General features: G+C 69.0%; 17 protein-coding genes. 10 read left to right on the plus strand and 7 right to left on the minus strand.

Translation table 11 applies throughout. The annotated features are described in order from the left end of the window. Window positions 1-49: 49 nt before the first annotated feature. The 4 genes from H623_RS0116395 to H623_RS0116410 all read left to right on the plus strand — a co-directional run bounded on the left by H623_RS0116395 (window position 50) and on the right by H623_RS0116410 (window position 3,994). The gene (locus tag H623_RS0116395; RefSeq protein ID WP_022902013.1) at window positions 50-1,366 is read left to right on the plus strand and encodes a glutamyl-tRNA reductase; all 1,317 of its coding nucleotides are present in this window, start codon (window positions 50-52) and stop codon (window positions 1,364-1,366) included. Window positions 1,367-1,469: 103 nt separating this feature from the next. Continuing rightward, entirely contained in the window at window positions 1,470-2,096 is a 627-nt protein-coding gene (locus tag H623_RS0116400) for a GNAT family N-acetyltransferase (protein WP_022902014.1), read from the plus strand. A gap of 56 nt (window positions 2,097-2,152) precedes the next feature. Continuing rightward, window positions 2,153-2,860, plus strand: coding sequence for a DUF4232 domain-containing protein (locus H623_RS0116405; protein ID WP_022902015.1), 708 nt, complete (start codon window positions 2,153-2,155; stop codon window positions 2,858-2,860). A gap of 63 nt (window positions 2,861-2,923) precedes the next feature. Continuing rightward, on the plus strand, window positions 2,924-3,994 hold the full coding sequence (locus H623_RS0116410) for an NAD-dependent epimerase/dehydratase family protein (RefSeq protein ID WP_022902016.1): 1,071 nt from the start codon (window positions 2,924-2,926) through the stop codon (window positions 3,992-3,994). A 65-nt stretch (window positions 3,995-4,059) separates the two neighbouring features. Here H623_RS0116410 and H623_RS0116415 read toward each other — a convergent pair whose 3' ends face one another. The 5 genes from H623_RS0116415 to H623_RS0116435 form a co-directional block, all read right to left on the minus strand. Next, entirely contained in the window at window positions 4,060-4,968 is a 909-nt protein-coding gene (locus H623_RS0116415; RefSeq protein ID WP_022902017.1) for a serine hydrolase, read from the minus strand. Window positions 4,969-5,092: 124 nt separating this feature from the next. Next, a complete protein-coding gene (locus tag H623_RS0116420) occupies window positions 5,093-7,063 on the minus strand; it encodes a M13 family metallopeptidase (RefSeq protein WP_022902018.1) in 1,971 nt (656 codons plus the stop codon). Window positions 7,064-7,314: 251 nt separating this feature from the next. Next, on the minus strand, window positions 7,315-7,779 hold the full coding sequence (locus H623_RS0116425; RefSeq protein WP_022902019.1) for a GbsR/MarR family transcriptional regulator: 465 nt from the start codon (window positions 7,777-7,779) through the stop codon (window positions 7,315-7,317). 76 nt (window positions 7,780-7,855) lie between these two features. Continuing rightward, window positions 7,856-9,472 carry an ABC transporter permease gene (locus H623_RS20620; RefSeq protein ID WP_022902020.1) on the minus strand — a complete coding sequence of 539 codons (1,617 nt, stop codon included), beginning with the start codon at window positions 9,470-9,472 and terminating at the stop codon, window positions 7,856-7,858. Beyond that, window positions 9,469-10,413, minus strand: a complete 945-nt coding sequence (locus H623_RS0116435) for an ABC transporter ATP-binding protein (RefSeq protein WP_211218020.1) — start codon at window positions 10,411-10,413, stop codon at window positions 9,469-9,471. The genes H623_RS20620 and H623_RS0116435 overlap by 4 nt, the downstream gene beginning before the upstream one ends. Window positions 10,414-10,547: 134 nt before the next feature. On the opposite strand from H623_RS0116435, the gene H623_RS20625 reads away from it, so the two are divergent. After that, entirely contained in the window at window positions 10,548-11,864 is a 1,317-nt protein-coding gene (locus H623_RS20625; protein WP_022902022.1) for an MATE family efflux transporter, read from the plus strand. 42 nt (window positions 11,865-11,906) lie between these two features. Here H623_RS20625 and H623_RS0116445 read toward each other — a convergent pair whose 3' ends face one another. Then, on the minus strand, window positions 11,907-13,007 hold the full coding sequence (locus H623_RS0116445; protein ID WP_022902023.1) for a LacI family DNA-binding transcriptional regulator: 1,101 nt from the start codon (window positions 13,005-13,007) through the stop codon (window positions 11,907-11,909). A gap of 370 nt (window positions 13,008-13,377) precedes the next feature. Between H623_RS0116445 and H623_RS20630 the strand changes: the two genes are divergently transcribed. Together H623_RS20630 and nucS are read left to right on the plus strand one after the other, a co-directional pair. Further along, entirely contained in the window at window positions 13,378-14,685 is a 1,308-nt protein-coding gene (locus H623_RS20630; RefSeq protein ID WP_022902024.1) for an MFS transporter, read from the plus strand. Window positions 14,686-14,957: 272 nt separating this feature from the next. Next, window positions 14,958-15,653, plus strand: coding sequence for an endonuclease NucS (nucS, locus tag H623_RS0116455; RefSeq protein WP_026940478.1), 696 nt, complete (start codon window positions 14,958-14,960; stop codon window positions 15,651-15,653). A gap of 89 nt (window positions 15,654-15,742) precedes the next feature. Here the strand turns inward: nucS and H623_RS0116465 are convergent, their stop codons facing one another. Continuing rightward, entirely contained in the window at window positions 15,743-16,084 is a 342-nt protein-coding gene (locus H623_RS0116465) for a histone-like nucleoid-structuring protein Lsr2 (protein WP_022902027.1), read from the minus strand. A gap of 353 nt (window positions 16,085-16,437) precedes the next feature. Between H623_RS0116465 and H623_RS0116470 the strand changes: the two genes are divergently transcribed. From H623_RS0116470 to H623_RS20635, 3 genes are read left to right on the plus strand one after another with little or no spacing between them, the layout of a single operon-like run. Then, entirely contained in the window at window positions 16,438-16,872 is a 435-nt protein-coding gene (locus H623_RS0116470; RefSeq protein WP_026940479.1) for an SseB family protein, read from the plus strand. Between the two features lie 33 nt (window positions 16,873-16,905). Next, entirely contained in the window at window positions 16,906-17,580 is a 675-nt protein-coding gene (locus tag H623_RS0116475; protein ID WP_026940480.1) for an HAD hydrolase-like protein, read from the plus strand. Window positions 17,581-17,631: 51 nt separating this feature from the next. After that, entirely contained in the window at window positions 17,632-18,180 is a 549-nt protein-coding gene (locus H623_RS20635) for a universal stress protein (protein WP_022902030.1), read from the plus strand. Window positions 18,181-18,191 lie beyond the last annotated feature (11 nt).

Consider the following 18,191-nt stretch of genomic DNA (forward strand, 5'->3'; position numbering starts at 1 on the left):
CCCCACGGCCCGGACGAACGCACAGTTTCGGCGGCGTACCATCGAATGCGTGCTTCTCTGCTTCACCGCGAGCCATCGCACGGCCGATTTCGAACTCCTCGAGCGGCTCGAGCGGCGCGCGGGCGACGTGGACGCGGCACTGCGAGCGCGCACCGATGCCTTCGCGGGCGCCGTCGTCCTCGCCACCTGCAACCGCTTCGAGACCTACCTCGACGTGACGGATGCCGCAGCCTCCGATGCCGCTCCCCTCGCGCTGGCCACGCTCAGCGACGCCACGGGCGTCCCCACGGCGGAACTCGAGGCATCCACCGCTGTGGTGCACGACCGCTTGGTCGCTGACCACCTCTTCTCCGTGGCGAGCGGTCTCGAATCGCTCGTCGTCGGCGAGGGCGAGATCGCCGGCCAGGTGCGCCGCTCGCTCGAGAAGGCACGCGAGCAGGGCAGCGTGACGCGCGAGCTCGAGCGCCTGTTCCAGACCGCGTCCCGCGTCTCGCGCGAGGTGAAGAACGGCACGAAGGTCGGCTCCGCCGGCCGCTCGATCGTGCGCCTCGCGCTGGAACTCGCCGACAGCCGCATCGCGGACTGGGCGAGCGCCCGCATCCTGCTCGTCGGCACGGGCAACTACGCCGCGGCGAGCCTCAAGGCGCTCCGCGACCGCGGCGCGCAGAACGTGCGCGTGTGGTCGCGCACCGGTCGGGCCGAGACCTTCGCCGTCAAGCACGACATCGAGGCGGTGGATCGCGACGGGCTCGTCGAGGCGGTCGCGACATCCGACCTGGTCGTCACCTGCAGTGTGGCGCCCACCGTGCTGCTGGACCGCACACTGGTCGAAGAGGCGAGCTCCCGTGCGGATGCCGTCGTGCACCGGCTCATCGTCGACCTCGGTCTGCCCCGCAACGTGGACCGCGACGTCGCCTGGGTCAGCGGAACCGAGGTGCTCGATCTCGAGCTGATCAAGCTGCACGCTCCCCTCGAGGACTTCACCGCCACCGATCGTGCTCGCTCCATCGTCAGCGACGCCGCATCCGAGTTCGCCACGAAGGGCGACGAGATGGCGGCCGAGCCCGCGCTCGTCGCACTGCGCACCCACGTGTTCGGCCTGCTCGACGCCGAGATCGAGCGCGCGCGACGGCACGGCGACACCGACCGGCGCGCCGAGGCTGCGCTGCGTCACCTGGTCGGCGTGCTGCTGCACGGCCCATCGTCACGCGCCCGAGAGCTCGCCCGCGACGGCGATGCCGACACGTTCATCGCCGGCGTGAACGCCGTCTTCGGCCTCGAACTCCCGGATGTCGACCCCCACGGGCTCGATTCGGAAGCGCGGCTTTCTCTGCGTATCGTTGCAGACGAAGACAAGGCATCCTGATCGGATTTCTCCTGATGCCGAAGCCGGCAGCCCGCGCTGCCGCGCGCACGACGTGGTGCACCCAGGCACCCGCCGTCGCAGGATGACGAAAAGGCGGAAGATCATGACATCCGAGACCACCGCGACCCGTGCCGGACTGCTGGCGCTCCCCTTCGAGACGCGTGAGCTCGCGACCGAGCACCTGCGTCTTCGTCCCCTCACCAGGGCCGACCTCGAGCACCGGAGCGAGAACTACCAGAAACGTTCCGACGTCGTGCGCTACCTGCGCTGGGAAGCCCACGACCACGAAGAACCCGCCGAGAACCTCGAGAAACGCATCGCGCTCGAGCGCCTCACGCGCAACGGCGACGGGCTCATCTTCGCCGTCGAGCTGTGCGCCACCGACGGCTCGACCGACCACCGCGTGATCGGCGACATCAGCCTGTCTGTGAAGAGCGACCGCGACGCGCAGGTCGAGATCGGCTGGGTGTTCCACCCGGCGGTGCACGGGCGCGGTTTCGCGACCGAGGCCGCCAAGGCACTGCTCGCAGTGGCGTTCGACGAGCTGGGGGCGCACCGGGTCTATGCCGAATTGGATGCCGCGAACGAGGCATCCGCTCGGCTGTGCGACATTCTCGGCATGACCCGCGAGGCGACGTTGCGCGAGCGCGATCACGTGGACGGAGACTGGCACGACGTGGCCATCTTCGGACTGCTCGAGCGAGAGTTCCGCGCGCCGAACGCCGAGTGACGCCGGGCAGGGCGATTCGCCCGGCTCGTCGCGCCTTTCCGTTGCACGATGGATGAATGAGCGAACAGTTGGGGTTTCCTGAGCCGCTCGGCGACGCCGGAGACTCAGGTGGCGGAGACGGCGGCGGTCCGCAGGGGCCGCGGCGCGGCATCCGAGGACGCACGATCGCCATCATCGTGCTCGCGGTCGTCGTCGTGGCACTGGCCATCGTGGTCGGGGTGCTCGCCTTCGCTCGGGGGAGCACCGGCGGCCCCAGCGCGAGCCCGACCCCGACGGTGACACCGACCAAGACCACGACGCCGACGCCAACGCCCACCTCCACAGCCACGACGGCCACGACCTGCACGGTCGACCAGCTCTCGGTCACGCTCGGCACGCCGAGCGGCACGGCCGGGAGCAGCTACGTTCCGATCCAGTTCACGAACACCTCATCGAGCGCGTGCGAGCTGCACGGCTTCCCGGGCGTCTCGTTCGTGGGAAAGGGCAACGGCACACAACTGGGCGCTGCCGCGGACTGGGATGACTCGAAGCCCATCGTGCAGAACACGTTGCAGCCGGGCGCCGTCGTCGTGGCGAACCTCAGGGTCGCCCAGGCCGGCAATTACGGCTCCGACGAATGCCAGCCGCTGGCGGCCGACGGATTCCGGGTGTACCCGCCGCACTCCACCAAGTCGGTGTTCGTGAAGGCCTCGAACTACACGACGTGCCAGAGCGACAGCGTGCACCTGCTCACCGTCGTCTCGCCGGTGGCGCCCGCTCAGTAGCCGAACGGCGCACCCTCGCCGCCGCGGCACACCGCCGCGGCACACCCGGCATACGGTGGACGCATGACGGGCGACGGCAAGACGGCCTTCATCATCGGCGGCACCGGCCAGATCGGTGTCGCCGCCGCGCGCCATCTGGCGGAACGCGGTTGGTCCGTGCTCATCGGCCACCGCGGCGCGCATCCCGGAGACACCTCCCTCGTCGAGCTCGACGTGACGACTGTGCGCCTCGACCGCGACGACACGGCATCGCTCCTCGCTCTCGCCGACGGCCACGACCTGGTTCTGGATGCCGTCGCCTACGACCCGAAGCACGCCGATCAGCTCGCGCGCCTCGCCGGCCGCATCGGTTCGCTCGTTGTCATCTCCACAGGCTCGGTCTATCGAGACGCCGAGGGCCGCAACCTCGACACCGCCGTCGATGCGGATGCCTTCCCGCGCTTCCCCGACCCGATCGACGAGTCGCAGCCCACCGTCACCGAGGGGGCACCGACCTACGGGGTTCTGAAGGCGCAGCTCGAGCGGCGTCTGCTCGACACGGACGACCTGCCCGTGAGCATCCTGCGCGCCGGCGCGATCCACGGACCGTTCAGCGAGGCGTTGCGCGAGTGGTACTTCGTGAAGCGCGTGCGCGACCGACGAGAGAGCGTCGTGCTCGCGTATGAGGGGCAGAGCCGGTTCAGCCCCACCTCGACCGCGGCGATCGCCGAGCTCGCCAGGCTGTGCGCCCAGACGCCCGGCAGGCGCGTTCTCAATGTGGCCGACGACGACGTGAACGTCACCGAGATCGCGAACGCCGTGTTCGATGCGCTGGGCCATCATCCGCACATCGTTCGTGCGCCGGGAGCACCGGCGCACGGGGTGGGCAGCACGCCGTGGTCGACACCGTATCCGCTGGTGCTGAGCACACGGCGCGCCCGCGACGAGCTCGGCTTCGAGCCGCCGGCCCGCTACCACGAGTCGGTGCGCGATGCGATCGCGTGGCTCACCGAGGTGGTCGACGGAGCCGAGCGCCGGCAGCTGTCGTGGCGCAAGCTCTTCCCCCGCTTGGTCAGTCGCTATGGTGCGGACGCCTGGTTCGACTACGCGGCCGAGGACGAGTATCTCTCGAGCATCCCGCCCGCCGCGGGGTGAGTGCACCCATCCGTGAGCGGAGCAACGCCGTCCCATCGTCGATCGCGCAGGGCAGCCGGAATGCCTCAGTGCACGTATTCGAGCAGGTCGCGCCCTACCGCGCGCATGCCGTCCAGCACGCCGAGGCGTGCAGACAGATCGGTGTCGTCGAACGAGGTCGACACCGCATACGCCACGCCGGCACGCGGACCGCGCAAGACACCGACCTCGGCCCGGATTCCGGCATCCGTTCCGGTCTTGTGGACGAGCAGGAGGCCATGATCGGGGCCGCGGTGCGCCAGCGGATCGAGCCCGAACGCGCCGGCCACCATCGACATGTCGTGCCCGAGCGAGAGCCAGCCGACCACGCGCTTGCTCGTGCCAGCGTCGACGATCTCGCCGCGCGCGAGGGCGGAGAACAGCCAGGTGAGCTCCTTGGCGCTGCCGACCGAGAGCTGTGGCGCGTCATCGGGCCCGCGGTGGTCGCGTACCAAGTCGAGCATCGCCGTGTGCTTGAGGCCGAGTTCCACCGTGCGCGCACTCACCGAGTCCAGCCCGATGCGACGCACGAGCACGTTCGTGGCCAGGTTGTCGCTCGTCGCTCCGACGAGCGCCGCCAGATCGGCGAGCGGAAGGGAGGGCACGGCGAGGTGTTGCCAGACGCCGGCGTCACCGACGGCATCCGTCTGCAGGCGGTCGACGAGGCTCAGGGGGCTCGTGGCATGTGACTCGAGGCGGGCCGCCACCTCGATGAGCAGCAGCACCTTGCCGATGGATGCCGTGGGCATGACGACGTGGTCGTCCACCGAGAAGAGCACGGCACCGGTCGCGAGGTCCACCGCTCGCGCCGACACCTGCACTCCCGCGAGCGCGAGCTCGCCGAGCGCGGCGAACCCGCGGCTGAAGCTTTCGCCCGGCTCGTGTCCGCGATGCTTGCCGCGGCGCACACCCGTGTGCCGCGCTCGGCGCTCGGAGCCTTGAACGGGGACGCTCACGGTCAGGTCATTCCTCGTCGACGCTGCTGGACAGGAAGGGGTGTCGTCGCCCCCTCACGGCACCCGGGACATGTTTCCATCAAACCACGTCCGAGCTATGTACCTGACGGGTGCGGCCCGACGATCACCAGATGCGCACGCGATCCGTAGGAGTCAGCCACGCGGCATCCGTCGGCTGCACGCCGAACGTGTCGTAGTAGGCGTCGATGTTGCGCACGATCTGGTTGCAGCGGAACTCGTTCGGCGAGTGCGGATCGATCGCGAGCAGGCGGATGACCTCCTCGTCGCGGCCCTTCTGCTGCCACGCCTGCGCCCAGGAGAGGAAGAATCGCTCGGCGCCGGTGAGGCCGTCGATGACCGGCGGCTCTTCGCCCTGGAGTGACACCTGGTAGGCCTGCCACGCGATGCCGAGGCCGCCGAGGTCGCCGATGTTCTCGCCGATGGTGAGCGCGCCGTTCACATGATGCTCCGGCACCTGCGCCGGTGCGAGAGCGTCGTACTGCGCGATGAGCGCGTGCGTGCGCTTCTCGAACGCCTTGCGGTCGGCGCCCGTCCACCAGTCGGCGAGGCGGCCGTCGCCGTCGAATTTGGAGCCCTGGTCATCGAAGCCGTGCCCGATCTCGTGGCCGATCACGGCGCCGATCGCGCCATAGTTGGCGGCGTCGTCCCGATCCGGATCGAAGAACGGGAACTGCAGGATGGCGGCCGGGAACACGATCTCGTTGAAACCGGGGTTGTAGTACGCGTTGATCGTCTGCGGCGTCATGAACCACTCGTCGCGGTCGATCGGCTTGCCGATCTTGCCGAGCTCCCGGTGGAACTCGAATTCGGCCGATCGACGCACGTTGCCGATCAGATCGGTCGGGTCGATGAGCAGGCTCGAGTAGTCGCGCCACTTCACCGGGTAGCCGATCTTCGGCGTGAACTTCTCGAGCTTGTCGAGTGCGCGGTCGCGGGTGCCCTCGCCCATCCAGTCCAGCGTGCGGATCGACCGGCGATACGCCTCGATGAGGTTGCCGACCAATATGTCCATGCGCCGTTTGGACTCCGGCGGGAAGTGCTCCTGCACGTACACGCGCCCCACGGCCTCGCCCATCGCACCCTCGACGAGCGAGACGCCACGCTTCCACCGCTCGCGGATCTGCGGGGTCCCGGTGAGCGTGCGAGCGTAGAAGTCGAAGTTCTCGTTCACGAAGTCGCCGCTGAGATAGGGCGCGGCGTCGTGCAGCACCTTCCAGCTCAGCCAGTCGCGCCACTGCGTCAGGCGCTCGGGCACGAACAGTGAAGCGAGACCCGTGGTGAAGCTCGGCTGGCGTAGCACGAGTTCGTCGAACGCTCCGTGCGGTGCGCCCAGCGCATCACGCCACACCGTGAGGTCGACGCCGGGGGCGAGGGATGCGGCATCCGTCCAGTCGTAGAGGTTGTAGGTCTTCTCGCTGTCGCGGCTGGCGACGTTGTCCCAGTGCTGCTTCGCGATCTCGGTCTCGAGGTCGAACACGTTCTGGGCGCGGCGCGGGGCATCCTGAACGCCGGCCAGCTCGAACATGCGCTGTACGTGCGCGATGAACGCGGCGCGCACGGGCGTGAACCGCTCCTCGCGGTAGTAGCTCTCGTCGGGCAGCGAGATGCCGGACTGCTCGAAGAACACGAGGTACCTCTCCGGGTCGCCCGGGTCGTTGTCGACGAACAGCTGATAGAAGCCGCTGAGTCCGCTCTTCTCGAGCCGTCCGATCGTGGTGAGAAGGCTGTCGACGGAGTCAACGTTCTCGGCGAGCGCGAGTCTCGACTCGACGGGCGTGACGCCGAGCTTCTCGATGCGCTCCGTGTCCATGAAGCTGGCGAAGAGATCGCCGAACTTGCGGGCCTCCGTGCCCTCCTCCGCGTGTTGCGCACCGTCGATGATCTCGCGCACGGCCTTCTCCGACTCCTCGGCGAGGATCATGAACGAGCCCCAGCGCGCCTTGTCGGCGGGGATGTCGGTGCGCGCGATCCACTTGCCGTTCACGTGCCGGAACAGGTCGTCTTGAGGTCGGATGCCTGCATCCAGCTCATCGAGGACGATGCCGGAGGAGAGAGTCGGTGCCGTCTCAGTCATGGCCACCAGCCTAGGGCGCGGCGGCCGTGCTCAGGCTGGGCGTCTGCGCCCGTGGCTGCCCTGCCACTTCGCCGCTCCGGATGCGCCGAGCCACCCCGCGTCGCCGGGCCCCACTCTCATCGAGCCACCCCATTGTCGCCGAGCCACCCGCCTATTCGCGCAGACAAAGGGGTGGCTCGACGATAAACGGGTGGCTCGACGAAGAAGCGGCCCCGCAGCAGCGCCGGGCAGCGCCGGGGCACCAGGGACGCTCAGACGCCGCGCTGCTGCGCCCACTCGGCGAGCATCTCGGGCATGCGCTTGCGCACGAAGCGGAAGAAGTCGGCGAGCTCGGTGAGGCGAGCGCCGGCATCCGACTGCGAACCGCCCGCGGCGTCCACGGCGTCCTCCGAGAGCCCGATCATCGCGTCGTACACGCGGGACTCGGCCAGAGTCGCGGTGTACCAGGAGTTCGCGGGCAGCTCGTAGACATCCCTCCGGCTGCCCGGCCGCGAGACGCGGTGGATCATCGCCAGCGTCTGCAGATAACGTACGGCGCCCGAGATGGCGGCGGGGCTCGCCTCCAGGCTCTCGGCGAGGTCGGCGGCAGTCTGGCTCTCCTCGGCAGCGGTCAGCGTCATGAGCACACGCGCGGGCATGCGCGGGAACCCTGCTGCGGCGAGTATGGCGGCCGCGCGCTCGACATACTCCCGTACCTGCTGCTCGTTGCGTGCCACGGCACCTCCCCTGTCGATTCTGCCGGTTGTCCCGCTGCCCCGCCGCCTCGAGCGCCGGGCGTCGAACTCCTCTCGGTCATCCTCTCGACACGATGTCCCGGCGACGGAAGGCCGCACCCGCGATCACCAGCAGCGCGACGGCGATGAGGCTGAGCCACCAGGTTCCGCTGAAGTCCGCGTGCGACAGCGGCGGCACAGGCGTGTGCGCGGTGGGCGTGATCTGCCGCACCCAGTCGGGCAGGTTGAGCAGGCTGCCGAACTCGCCGAGCACGATGCCGACGCCGAACGCGATCCACCCGACGGCGATCGTGGCCCGCGGCACGACGGCGAACGCCAACGCCGTCACCGCCATGTACACCGCCACCGCGGGCAGCTGCGCCATCGACAGCGCGAACGTCTGCCCGAGCAGTTCGGCGTCGACGTTCATCAGCGAGGCGCCGGCCACGAGTCCCGACAGCGCCAGCAGTACCGCGGATGCCACGAGTGCGAGCACCACGTACGACACGTACCAGCGCAGCCGGGAAGCGGCCGTGGCCAGCACGATCTCCGCGGTCGAGGATGCCTCCTCCTGGCGCATCCGCATCGCCGTCTGGATCGCTGCGCCCGCGACGACGAGCCCGATCAGCGCGATCATGACGCCGATGAAGACCTCGAACACGGTGCCGCCGCCGGTGCCCATCTCACCGATCGCCTTCGACACGTCGGGATTCTTCGAGATGCTGTCGTTCAGCGTCTTGCCCAGCGCGCCGATCGCCGCCGCGCCGAGCACCGCGCCGATGCCCCAGCCGATGATGGATGCCCGCTGCAGCCGCCAGGAGAGCGAGAACGTTCCCCGCAACGCCGACGAGGCGCTCGCACGACCCGGACGGGCCGCCACCAGTCCGGCGCCGGTGTCGCGTGAACGCTGCAGCACGACGGCCACGGCCGCCAGCGCCACGGCGAGCGCCAGGCTCAGCAGGCCGGGCCACCAGAGGTTCTCGACGTACGGAAGCGTGCGCAGACCCCACCCGATCGGGCTGAACCAGATCGCCGGTCCGGGCGTGACGTGCAGGCCGTCGGCCGACGCCGTCCCGGTGGCCGATCCCGCCGCCTCGATCACCCAGAACGCGCCGATCGCGGCCACACCCCAGGCGTTCGCGGCACGGGATGTGGAGAAGATCTGCGCGAACAGCAGCCCCACGGCGAAGAACGCGAGTCCGGTCGTCGCCAGCTCCCAGCCGAGCACCAGGGAGCCGTAGGCCTCATAGCCCGCCGCGATCGCCGCAAGGGCTCCGAACAGTCCGACTCCGACGTTCGCGATCACCGCCAGCGAGAGGGTCGCGATCGTGAGAGCGCCGCGATCGGCCCGGGTCGTCAAGAGCAGCTCTGTGCGGCCGGCCTGCTCGTCGGCGCGAGTGTGCCGAACCGCGAGGAACGTGTTCATGAAGGCGACGAGCAGTCCGAGGTAGGAGCCGATCTCCACCATGAAGAAGTTGCCGGGCGACGTGCCGTCCGGATCGCCGCGCAGCGCCAGCAGCGTCGGGTTCACGGCGGCCAGCCGCACCACGGCGGTGCGCAGCGTCTCCGTGTTGTAGGTCGAGGCCAGCGCGGCCGCCACGAAGAGCACGCTGAACGCCATCACCACCAGCCAGACAGGAAGGATCACCCAGTCTCGGCGGAGGCGGAACCGCAGTAGCACGGCGGCGGCGCTCATCGCGCCACCGGCTCGAGATCGTCGTTCGCGGCCGTGATCTCATCGCCGTAGTGCCGCAGGAACAGCTCCTCCAGCGACGGCGGCGTGATCGTCAGCGACTGCACACTCAACGCACCGAGCCCGGGGAGCAGGGCCGAGACATCCGCGCTGTCGACCGTGAAGTGGTAGCGATCGGATGCCACAGCCACGTCGTGCACGCCTGCCAACGCCCGCACCGACGCTTCGTCGATTCCGTCGGAGACGAACGAGACCTCGGTGCGCGTGAGATGCCGCAGGTCGGCGAGAGTGCCCGATTCCACGGCTCTGCCCGCCCGGATGATCGTGACGCGATCGCAGAGCGCCTCCACCTCGGAGAGGATGTGGCTGGAGAGCAGGATGCTCGAACCGTCGTTCTTCGCGATAGTCGACACCTCCTCGGAGAACACCGCCTCCATCACCGGGTCGAGGCCGCTTGTGGGCTCATCGAGGATGTAGAGCGACGCGGGTACCGCGAACGCCGCGATCAGCGAAACCTTCTGCCGGTTGCCCTTGGAATAGGTGCCCGCCTTCTTGCGCGGATCGAACTGGAAGGCGTCCACGAGGCGGGCGCGACGCGCCTTGTAGTCCCCGGTCCCGGTGTCGGCGCCGCGCAGCCGCGCGAGAAGGTCGATGATCTCGCCGCCCGACAGGTTCGGCCAGAGTGCCACGTCGCCCGGCACGTACGCGATGCGTTCGTGCAGCGCTGCCGCCTTGCCCCATGGCGACCGGCCGAAGACTTCGGCAGTGCCACCGGATGCCCGGATCAGGCCGAGCAGAACCCGGATGGTCGTCGTCTTGCCCGCGCCGTTCGGCCCGAGAAAGCCGTGCACCTCTCCCTCGCCCACCTCGAGGTCGAGGCCGTCGAGCGCCTGCACGCGGCCGAACCGCTTCTGCAGGCCGCGGATGTCGATCACTGTTGTCATGCGACCGACAGTACGCTTGTTTCACAATTTTGTGAATGTTTCTAATTCGAACACGCCGCCACCCGGCAGCGGCCCCTTCCCCTGTCTCGGTTCCCGGCCAAGGCGGTACCGGCCGCCGCCGATACAGTCGGAGCATGCGCAGCACCGACCGCGAGATCATGCGTCTCGCGGTCCCCGCGTTCGGCGCGCTCGTGGCCGAGCCGCTCTTCCTACTGGCGGACTCCGCCCTCGTCGGCCATCTCGGGGCGATCCCGCTCGCCGCCCTCGGCATCGCCGGCGCCGTGCTGCAGACGATCGTCGGCCTCATGGTGTTCCTCGCCTATGGCACGACACCGGCTGTCGCGCGACGCCTCGGCGCCGGCCATCGCCGCGAAGCACTCGAAGCCGGCGTCGACGGCATGTGGCTGGCCGCCGGCATCGGCGTGGTGCTGGCGGTGATCGGCGTGTTCGCCGCGCCGTACCTGGTGGCCGCGTTCGGTGCGCAGCGGGATGTCGCGGTGCAGGCATCCGTCTACCTCGCCATCTCGATGGCCGGTCTTCCCGCAATGCTCATCGTGTACGCGGCATCCGGACTCTTGCGCGGACTGCAGGACACGCGCACGCCGCTCTCTGTGGCATCCGGCGGGTTCGCGGCCAACATCGCGCTCAACGCCCTGTTCATCTACGGCGCAGGTCTCGGCGTGGAGGGATCCGCGACGGGCACCGTGATCGCGCAGTGGGGCATGGCAGCGGTCTACATCGTCGTCGCGGTGCGTCACGCGCGTCGCGCAGGCGCGGTCTTGCGTCCGCGTGCGGCCGGCGTGCTCGGGCTCAGCGGCGCGGGCTGGTGGCTGTTCCTGCGCACGGCCAGCCTGCGCGCCGCGATCGTGCTCGCGGTGTTTCTGGCCACCGACATCTCCTCGGATGCCCTCGCCACCTGGCAGGTCACCATGTCGGTCTACAACGCGGTCGCTCTCGCTCTGGATGCTCTCGCCATCGCCGCGCAGGCCCTCATCGGCCACTCGCTGGGCACCGGTGACACGGAAGCCGTGCGCGCCGTGCTGCGCCGCTGCCTCTGGTGGGGTGTGGGCGGTGGAGCGGTGATCGGCGCGCTGCTGATCGCGCTGAGTCCCGTGTTCGGGTGGGTGTTCACGAGCGACCCATCGGTGCTCGCGCTGCTGCCGATTCCGCTCGCAATCCTCGGAGTGACGACGCCGCTGGGCGGCTACGTGTTCGTGCTCGACGGCGTGCTGATCGGTGCGGGAGATGCCCGCTACCTCGCACTCACGGGCTTCGCGAACCTCGCCGTGTTCGTGCCGTGCGCCTGGGCGGCCGTCGTCTTCGGCGGCTCCGCGGCACTCGCCTGGCTCACACTGGCGTTCGCGCTCGGCTACCTCGGCGCCCGTGCTCTCACCCTGGGTCTGCGCGCCCGCGGTTCCCGATGGATGGTCGTGGGCGCCGTGCGCGCCTGACCGCCTCCACGCGCCGCTCCGCGCCCGCGCCGACTTCGCGCCCTACGCCCGCGCCGCCGTCGTGTTGCCCACCCGCAGCACCGAGGTGAACGAGACGGTCTCGGTTTCGCGACCCTCGAGCATCCGCACGATGGCGCGCCCCGCCGCACGTCCCTTCTCGTACGCGGGCTGCTCCAGGGTGGTGAGCACGTACGGCCCAAGGCCGTCGACGCGCACGCCGTCGAAGCCGATCACGCTGAGCTCGTCGGGAACGCGGATGCCCAGCTCCTCCGCCGCGCGGATCACGCCAGCCGCCAGCAGATCGCTCTGGGCGATGATCGCCGTCGGCCGTTCGTCGGCCGCAACGGAGAGGATCTCGCGGGCCACGCGCAGGCCCTCGTCGACGTAGCTTCCGGCGGCGGCGTACGCCGGAGCATCCGGGAACACGGCCCGCGCGCCCTCGAGACGCTGCAGCGCGGTCGCAGACGAGCTGATCGCGATGAGGTCATCCGGGATCAGACCACGGTGATGCGCCGCGTCGAGCGGCAGCGTGATGATCGCGACGCGCTCGTGTCCGAGCTCCTGCAGGTGCCGGGCGCCGCGCACGGTGGCATCGTGGTTGTCCTGCTCGATGATGAGGATGCCCTCCGCCGGCAGCCCCTCGATCGCCACGACCGGAATCCCCCGGTCTCGCAACGCGGAGATGCTGTCGGCGAGTCGTGGCGAGCATCCCATCAGCACCGCAGCGTCGATGGGCGCGTCCTCGACGGTGACCGGAGGCGCCGGCTGCGGAGGCATGGCCTTCACGCCGGCGAGCTGCGGAGCGGGCGCCGCCGCCGCGAGGATGAGCAGTGCCGCATCGATGCGGCCGATCTCCTGCGACAGTCCGTCCATGGTCGCGATCTGGATCGGGTCGCGGAACGCCTCCCGCACGCGTTCCTCGATGACCACGCCGATGATGCCGGAGCGGCCTCGACGCAGCGATCGCGCTCTCGGGTCCGGTCCCGCGTAGTGAAGCTCACGGGCGGCGGCGAGCACCCGTTCCTTCGTCGCATCCGCGACGGGGCCCGAGCCGCTGAAGGCGAGCGAGGCGGTCGAGGCGGAAACCCCGGCTCTGGCTGCGACGTCGGCGAGCGTCGGGCGGCTGGAATCGTGATCGGGCATCCGACTCCCTTCGTGCGGCGAGCGCGCGAACGTCTCCGCCGAGATGCATGGACACTGTTCCGGCGAACAATGCGGTGGCCGTGCCGGGCGTCGGCCTGGCCGCACCCGTCTTGACGGGGTGCGTCCGATTCGCTAGCTTAGGCGAAAGACGCACTCGAATCGATTCGACACCGAGTCGGATCCCCCATACTCATCCTCCGGTGGGCAGCGGATACCGCGTCTGCGCAGTGTGCTCGGGGGTGTGCGCTGCGCACCATCCGCACCCACGGCCTCGGCCGGCCGATTCTGATCCCAGCGGTCGGCCGAGGCACTCCTCCCCAACAACCCCTTCTTCTCCAACCCGGCCGCAGCGCCCAAAGATCGAACGAGCATGGCACGCACCGACACCGCATCCCCCCGAGTCCGCATCGCACCGGAGCTGCGCGCCTGGCGCAACGCGCTCTTCGTCATCTTCATCGTGAGCGGCCTGTACCTCTCGACGTGGGTCTCGCGCGTACCGGGCGTGCGCGACTCCCTGCACCTCTCGACGGATGTCGTCGGCCTGATCCTGCTCGGCGTCTCGATCGGCGCCATCATCGGCCTCGTCGTCGCACCGAGCATTCAGGCACGATTCGGCACGAAGGTCGGCATGACGCTCGTGCTGTGCACGGCCGCGATCGGGGTCGCCGTCATCGGTGTGGGCACCACCGTGCTGGTCTCACTCCCGATCGTCATCATCGGCCTGGCGCTGCTCGGTCTCGGCAATGGCGCCATCGACGTGATGATGAACGTCTCGGCGGCAGCCGTCGAGCGGCGCATCGGCCGCACGATCATGCCCTTCATGCACGCCTGCTTCAGCATCGGCACGGTCGTCGGCGCCGGCATCGGGGCCGCGGCCGCCGCCCTGGGCATCTCGATCTTCTGGCACTTCCTCGGCATGACGGTGGTCACGATCGTCGCCGGAGTCGCCGCGGTGCGATTCGTGCCGAACACGCAAGACGTCGTGGATGCCGACCAGCGCGCTCTCGACGCCTTCGACGATCCGTCCGTCGCCGCCCCCGCGCGCCGGCGCTCGTTCACCGAGACGGTGAAGTCGCAGCTCACGGTGTGGGCCGACCTGCGCCTCGTTCTGATCGGCATCGTCATGCTCGGCATGGCGTTCGCCGAGGGCTCCGCCAACGACTGGATCGCGCTGGCATCGGTGGACGGCCACGGCCTGACGAACGCGGGCGGAGCGCTCGTGCTCGACGTGTTCGTCGCCGCGATGACCGTCGGCCGTGTCGTCGGCGGCCCCGCCGTCGACCGCATCGGACGCGTCTGGTCGATCCGTGTCACGGCCGGACTGGGCGTGATCGGCCTGCTCATGTTCATCCTGGTCCCCGCGCCCTGGGCCTACGTCGTCGGCGTCGTGCTCTGGGGCCTCGGAGCCTCGCTGGGATTCCCGCTCGGCATGTCGGCCGCGGCCGACGACGAGAGGAACGCCACCGCCCGGGTGTCGGCCGTCGCGATGATCGGCTACGTCGCGTTCCTGGCCGGCCCGCCGATCATCGGCTTCCTCGGCCAGCAGATCGGCATCCTGAACGCCCTGTTCGTCATCCTCGTCCTACTCGTCGCCGCCTTCTTCTGCGCCCCGGCTCTGCGACAGCAGCAGCACGCCGACAGAGCGACCACCCCAGCACCCGAACGCGACCTCGCCTGACCGGCGCCCGACATCCACGCCGCCCACCAGCCGTGCGCGCCCGCCAGCCACGCCGCCCACCAGCCATGCGCGCCCACCAGCCACGCCGCCCACCAGCCGTGCGCGCCCGGCCATGCGCGCCCACGAGCGATGCCGCCCACCAGCCATCCGCGCACTGATTCAGGCTATTTCGGCTCAGCACGCAGATATATGGACATGAGGCGAAATAGCCTGAAATAGTGTCGGAGACCGGACGTCCCGCGCACGTCGCCGGCATCCGTTACCCTCAACGGGTGCGGTTGGTTGTGGCTCGGTGCTCAGTGGACTACGCGGGGCGATTGAGCGCCCATCTCCCCCTGGCGACGCGCCTTCTCGTGCTCAAGGCGGACGGCAGCGTGCTGGTGCACTCCGACGGCGGTTCGTACAAGCCGCTGAACTGGATGAGCCCGCCCTGCACACTCACCGTTTCCGAGCCCGACGAAGCGCAGACGGATGCCGGCGCTCAGCAGATCTGGACCGTCACCCACACCAAGACTTCCGACCGCCTCATCGTGAGCGTGCACGAGGTGCTGCACGACTCCCAGCACGAACTCGGTGTCGATCCCGGCCTGCAGAAGGATGGCGTCGAAGCACACCTGCAGAAGCTGCTGGCGGAGCAGATCCATCGGCTCGGCGAAGGACACACTCTGGTGCGTCGTGAATACATGACCGCGATCGGGCCGGTCGATATTCTGGCGCGCGATTCGGACGGGCATTCCGTCGCCGTTGAACTCAAGCGTCGCGGCGACATCGACGGCGTCGAGCAGTTGACGCGCTATCTGGAATTGATGAACCGGGACCCGCTTCTCGCGCCTGTGGCAGGCGTGTTCGCCGCACAGGAGATCAAACCGCAGGCCCGCACGCTCGCAGAAGATCGCGGCATCCGCTGTGTTGTTCTGGATTACGACGAGATGCGAGGAATCGACGACTCACTCAGCCGACTCTTCTAGGTCGTGTTGTTGGGCTCGCGGGCGGGCGAGGATGTGCTCGGCAGGTCGATGACGTACACCGCGGCGCAGCGCGAGTATGGCAATACGGCCTAGGAGTTGGCGCGGTATTCGTCCATGAGCGAGGCCGGAATACGACCGCGATCCGACACTGTGTGGCCGTGCGAACGCAGCCATTCGCGGACCGCGCCGAGATCTTCCTTCGAGGAGCGGGAGGCGCGTGCGGATGCCACGCCGCGAGTGCTGCGTGCCGTGCGACGGCCCGCATCGACGAACGGCTTCAGCGCGTCGCGCAAAGCCTTCGCATTCTTGTCGTTCAGGTCGATCTCATAGGAGATGCCGTCGAGCGCGAAAAAGACGGTCTCGCCGTTTCCGTTCTCGATTTCGACGTCCTCGATATCGTCGACCAGAATCACAGTGGTTTTCTTCGCCATGCGATAACCCTACGTAATTGCGATGTCTCGTGGCAATCGCCGCGCTATTCGACGGGGAGAACTCGGACGCATTCTCATCATCGCAGGCGGTAGAGGCATTCGTCGGATATTCGTTCGGCGCCTTGTTCTTCAGATGTCGGTTCTGTCGCTCAGCTGTTGTTCCTATCGCGCAGATGTCGGTCTTGTCGGTCAGATCTGAAGGGGGCAGGATTCGATGCGACATTCGGTCGGTGCAATGCGTCGGTCCCCCTGGGAACCGTCGACCGGAGTCGGCCACCCGGGGAGCAGTCAACCGGAGTCGGCCACCCGGGGGGCCGGGGAATGGGACATCGGTGCCGGGTAGCGTGGAGCAGGTGAAACCACGACCTCCCTTTCCCAAGAGCTACGAGAACACGGCGGTGCGTCGCGCTCTGGAGTCGCTCGCCGCGACACCGAGCCTGGAGGGCCTCGAGGAGCTGCTGACGGCATCCATGAAGGGCGGACTCGTGGTGGATGTCACCGGCTCGAGCCCCGAGACCGGCACCCGCGTGCGCACCATTGCCTCCACCGACGGCCGCCCGGTGCTTCCGCTCTTTACCTCCATTCGCGAACTCCAGACCGCCGTGGGCAAGACCAATGACGAGCTGGAGGTCGAGGGATCGCTCGTGCAGTCGGTGATCATCCCCGCTCGCGAGGCGCTCGAACTCATCGGCACCGCCGATTTCATCGCTGTGCAGTTCAACCCCGGAACGCACGCGCAGGTGGTCGCTCGCGAGCACGTCGAGGCGGCTCTCGCAAAAAGGTCGTAATATACCCGGGCCATGACTTTCCCGACTTCGATCATGAGCGAACAGCCCACTCGGACCACGACAACGTGGTCTGGAGTGCTGTTCGATCTCGACGGCACGCTGACCGACTCCGCCCCGGGCATCACTGCATCTCTTGCGGGCGCCCTCGCTGACATCGGCCGCCCCGTGCCCAGCCCCGACGACCTCACCGTGCACGTCGGCCCGCCTCTGCATGAGACGCTCCGCTCGCTCGGCCTCGACCCCGACGAATCCGCAGAGGCGCTTGTCGCCTACCGCGCCCGCGCCGATTACACCGACGTGAACGGCAATGCCGTGTTCCCCGGCATGGTCGGCCTGCTGCGCGCCCTGAACGAGGCCGGCGTGCCCGTCGCGCTGGCCACGAGCAAGCCCGTGCAACGCGCGAGGCGCATCATCGACCACTTCGGCCTGCTTCCGTACTTCACGGTCATCGGCGGCTCGGACGAGTCCCAGCACATCGACACCAAAGCCGACGTCATCCGCTCGGTGGTCGAGCAGTTGGATGCCCGTGACATCGACACGTCCCACCTCGTGATGGTGGGCGACCGCGGCCACGACGTGCTCGGCGCCGAGGCCAACGGCGTCCCCACCGTTCTCGTCGAATGGGGCTACGGCTCGCCGGTCGAGGCGGTCGGCGCCATGGCCGTCGTGCACTCGGCCGATCAACTGCGTACTCTGCTGCTCGGCTGACGCGCCCGCAAGCCCTCGGTCCGCCGCCAGAGGCGTCGGTATAGTGCCAACATGACCGAGGCAGCAGGTTCGCAGGCCGCGGGTGCGGCATCCGTTCGTCCTCTCGTCGTAGGAGTCGTCGCCGACGTCCCCGACGCGGTGATCACCGAGGCGGCCTCGCTCGCCGCCGATCTCGGCTCGCCGCTGTTGTTCGTCACGGTGGAGCCCCTGCGATATTCGATCAGCACGCTGCCCGACGGGTCCGTGCTGTCGATGCCGCTCGACCCCGATGTGCCCGACGCGCAGGAGGAGACGTTCGATCCGGACCTCGCACAGCGGGTGCGCGATCTCGTGCCGCACGCCGAGGCCGCCTTCCTCGCCCGCGCCGGTGACCCTGCCATCGAATTGGCCCGGCTCGCGGAGGAGCGCGATGCGCGCGCCATCGCGGTGGGCACGCGCAAGCCCGGATTCCGGGCCAGTCTCGAGGAGTTCCTGGCCGGTTCAATCGCGGTGAGTCTCGCGCACAACCAGGCACGGCCCGTCATCGTGATCCCTGTCGCGCACACCATGGAGGGCCACGATCCGGCCCGGCGCAGCGCGCCCGTCGACGACGCTTCGTAACGCCGCTCCCT

This window comes from Humibacter albus DSM 18994, assembly GCF_000421825.1.
Taxonomy (GTDB): domain Bacteria; phylum Actinomycetota; class Actinomycetes; order Actinomycetales; family Microbacteriaceae; genus Humibacter; species Humibacter albus.